Annotated in this window: 1 protein-coding gene; it reads right to left on the bottom strand. The window is 62.5% G+C overall.

Features of this window, described 5'->3' with window-relative positions; translation table 11 throughout:
* Positions 1-1,188 (bottom strand): autotransporter outer membrane beta-barrel domain-containing protein (locus ACFWW2_RS00045; protein WP_393925320.1); only part of this gene is annotated, 1,188 nt, incomplete at both ends.

The raw sequence follows: 1,188 nt of genomic DNA, 5'->3' as shown, positions 1-1,188 counted from the left end.
TTTAATCCCAGCATTTGCGCTCAGGGCGCTGGTATCACCAGCGTTGCTCAGCCCGGTGGCATAGGCGGCTTCGCCAAACAGATCCACACGCTCGGTCAGGGCATAGCTGCCGCCAAGACCGGCCCCAACCGCCCAGGACTCACCCTCGGTCGTCAGCGACGTCCCGGCAACATCCACCTCACTGCCCGCGCCAAACTCATGGTACAGGTTCACAATCCCGTACAGACCGTTCGCCCCCTGCTCCTGGGCCCCAAACTCAAGCCCAAGCCGCAGCTGCTGGCTGACCGCATCCTCAAACGTCACCTGCTCCCCATAGCGCTCACCCTCAAAGTCATCAAACCCGACAGAGGAGAAGCTCAGCTGCGCCTGCGGGACCACCGTCATCCCAGTGCCCAGATCGAACTCCTGTCCGGCCTCCATCGACAGCGCAAAGCCTGTGCCGCTGTTGTCCTCAATCAGGGTTCCAAATCTGTCAGCGGTCAGGTCACTTGTGTAGGAGGTCATTGTCACCTGCCCGTCAACATAGAACCGACGCGCATCATACCACGTGCCTGCCAGGCTCAGACCCAGACCACTGGTCTCAATCGACCCGTCTCCAAGGGTAGAGGTGACCGCCGTACTACCCGTGCCGTAGGAGAACATCAGCCCGCCCACAAGAAGGCCCGCAGTACTGTTGTTCAGGGTAAGATCCGCACCGATCTCCATCTCCCAGAGACTGCTCTCAAGTGCCGCCCCTGTGGTGCTCTGCTCTTCCGACGATGTAAGCTGCTCGGTCCCCATCTGGATCCATAGCGGCGAGCCCGGGTCCTGGCCGGCGGTTTCGTCGTCCCAGGCAAGGCTCCGGAAGTCCTGTGAGCTGCCCCGGTTGCGCAGCGACGCGGGACCGTTCATCGCCAGCAGCGCCTGACCATAGCTGTTATAGAGCGGTGCAGACGGTTGCCAGACCGTCTCACCGGTCTCCGACAGCGCGCTCAACGCCCAACCGCCGCCATCCCGCGCCTCAGCCAGCCTGTAGAGGTAAGCGCCCGAGACAAACGCATGCTCCCCGTCCGCAGTGACATAGTTGCCGTCCATCAGGGTGAACGTCCCCTCAGACGCTCTGCCAACAGTGACCACGTCCATCACAAGCGGGGCGTCCGCAGCACCGGCGCTGTCCAGGCCCGCAATAGACAGCATCATCTCACCCGA

Origin of the sequence: Yoonia sp. R2-816 (assembly GCF_046762905.1) — a bacterium.
In the GTDB taxonomy this organism is placed as follows: domain Bacteria; phylum Pseudomonadota; class Alphaproteobacteria; order Rhodobacterales; family Rhodobacteraceae; genus Yoonia.
Note: the sequence above shows the minus strand (reverse complement) of the source record. Positions and strands in the feature narration are given on the sequence as shown.